3 protein-coding genes are annotated in these 2,340 nt (G+C 70.5%); 2 read left to right on the top strand and 1 reads right to left on the bottom strand.

The genetic code is table 11. The features are described from left to right. Positions 1-965: serine--tRNA ligase (gene serS / locus G6020_RS10135; protein WP_182610535.1), on the top strand; the 965-nt coding region annotated here is incomplete at its 5' end. 10 nt (positions 966-975) lie between these two features. On the opposite strand, the gene G6020_RS17045 is transcribed toward serS, so the two are convergent. Further along, positions 976-1,494, bottom strand: a complete 519-nt coding sequence (locus G6020_RS17045) for a PaaI family thioesterase (RefSeq protein ID WP_182610534.1) — start codon at positions 1,492-1,494, stop codon at positions 976-978. A gap of 60 nt (positions 1,495-1,554) precedes the next feature. Here G6020_RS17045 and G6020_RS10125 point away from each other — a divergent pair. Continuing rightward, a partial coding sequence (locus tag G6020_RS10125; protein WP_182610533.1) for a 1-acyl-sn-glycerol-3-phosphate acyltransferase occupies positions 1,555-2,340 on the top strand: 786 nt, incomplete at its 3' end.

The raw sequence follows: 2,340 nt of genomic DNA, 5'->3' as shown, positions 1-2,340 counted from the left end.
GGCTCCTCTCCAACGTCGTCGAGGCGGGGACCCCCGCCGGGGGCGAGGACGACTTCGTGGAGATCGAGCGGATCGGCGAGATCCCGAGCTTCGACTTCGAGCCGAGGGACCACCTCGAGCTCGGGGAGAGTCTGGGGCTGCTGGACATGGAACGCGGCGCCAAGGTCTCGGGCGCGCGCTTCTACTTCCTCACCGGCTACGGCGCACTCCTGCAGCTGGGCATGCTGCAGTTGGCCGCGCAGAAGGCCACCGCCAACGGCTTCACACTCATGATCCCGCCCGTTCTGGTGCGCCCCGAGATCATGCAGGGCACCGGGTTCCTCGGCGCCCACGCCGACGAGATCTACCGGCTCGAGGCCGACGACCTCTACCTGGTGGGCACCTCCGAGGTCGCGCTCGCCGGCTACCACCAGGGCGAGATCCTGGACCTGTCGGCCGGACCCAAGCGGTACGTCGGCTGGTCCTCGTGCTTCCGGCGTGAGGCCGGCAGCCACGGCAAGGACACCCGCGGCATCATCCGCGTGCACCAGTTCGACAAGGTCGAGATGTTCTCCTGGTGCAAGCCGGAGGAGGCCCACGCCGAGCACCTGCGCCTCCTGGGCTTCGAGAAGGAGATGCTGCAGGCCATGGGGCTGCCGTTCCGCGTGATCGACATCGCCGGTGGGGACCTGGGGTCGTCGGCCGCCCGCAAGTACGACTGCGAGGCGTGGGTCCCGACCCAGGGTGCCTACCGGGAGCTCACGTCCACGTCCAACTGCACGACGTTCCAGGCCCGCCGGCTGGGGGTGCGCTACCGGGACGAGGGGGGAAAGCCCCAGACGGCCGCCACCCTCAACGGCACGCTGGCCACCACGCGCTGGCTCGTGGCGATCCTGGAGAACCACCAGCAGGCGGACGGTTCCGTGGTCGTGCCCGAGGCGCTGCGGCCGTTCGTCGGCAAGGACGTGCTCGAGCCGCCCCGCTGACCGGATCGGCTCAGGGCCGGAAGAGCATCATCACGCCGCTCGCGCTGGCGCAGGTCCGACCGTCGGTGTCGAGGACCTTGGCCTGCACGACGCACGTCGACCGGCCCACGTGCTCGACCTCGGCATGGATCGTCGCGGGGGTCTTCTCCAACCTGAGCGCGCGGATGTACCGGACGGTCAGGTCGAGCGTGCTGTAGCCCACGCCCTCGTCGACGACGGTCGCGGTGGCGTAGCCCAGGGCGGAGTCGACCCACCCCGAGACGATCCCGCCGTGCACGGTCCCCCCGTTGTTCAGGGCCCAATCCCCGGGTGTGGCGGTCATGGCGACCACGCGATCGGACGCCGAGGTCAGTGCCAGGCCGAGGGTGTGCGCGCCGGGGGAGAGGTGACGCTCGCCGTCGACGATCCCCCGCAGGGCGTCCAGCCCCGCGTGCGGGCTGCGCTCGGACTCGCTCGGCAGCGGCGGCCACGAATAGTGGCGACTGCGCGCCGCGGGGTCGACCGAATCGAAGGGCTCGTCGTCATCCACCCCGCCGAACCTACCGGCAGCGGATCACGCCGCCCGGGGTGGGCCGCTACGCTGGGGGCCGTGGAGCTGCTCTATACGGGGATCATCGGGTTCGCCCGGACAATGTTCAAAGTCCAGGGACTGGACATCACGATGCGCGGCGAGCGCAACTTCCCCGAGGTCGGCGGGGCCGTGGTGGTGATGAACCACACCGGGTACCTCGACTTCGTCTACGGCGGCATCCCGGCGCGCCTGCACAAGCGGTTCATCCGCTACATGGCCAAGGCCGAGGTGTTCGACCACAAGGTCTCCGGGCCGATCATGCGGGAGCTCAAGCACATCCCGGTCGACCGCACGGCGGGTAAGGCGTCGTTCGACGAGGCGGTGGACCGGCTCAAGGCCGGAGAGCTGGTGGGCGTGTTCCCCGAGGCCACCATCAGTCGCAGTTTCGAGGTCAAGGGCTTCAAGTCCGGTGCGGTGCGGATGGCGCTCGCCGCCGACGTCCCGATCATCACGGTGACCCTGTGGGGCTCGCAGCGGGTGTGGACCAAGGGCCTGCCCAAGAAGCTGCTGCGCCCGAAGGTGCCGATCATGATGGAGGTCGGCGAGCCGACGCCGGCGTACGAGCCGGTGGAGGAGTGCACCGAGGAGCTGCGCTCGCGGATGCAGGCCACCCTCGAGCGGCTGCAGGACGAGTACGCGCAGCGCTACGGCCCGTACCCGCCCGGTGCGAACTGGGTCCCGGCCCGTCTCGGCGGTTCGGCCCCGACCCTCGAGGAGGCCACCGCCCTCGACGAGGCCGAGCACGCCGAGCGGATGCGCCGACGGGCGGAGAAGGCCGTGGACCCGTCCGCCGACGCCTCCGAC

Origin of the sequence: Dietzia sp. B19, from assembly GCF_014145155.1 — a bacterium.
GTDB classification, from domain to species: Bacteria; Actinomycetota; Actinomycetes; order Mycobacteriales; family Mycobacteriaceae; genus Dietzia; species Dietzia natronolimnaea.
This window is presented reverse-complemented; position numbering and strand designations above follow the sequence as displayed.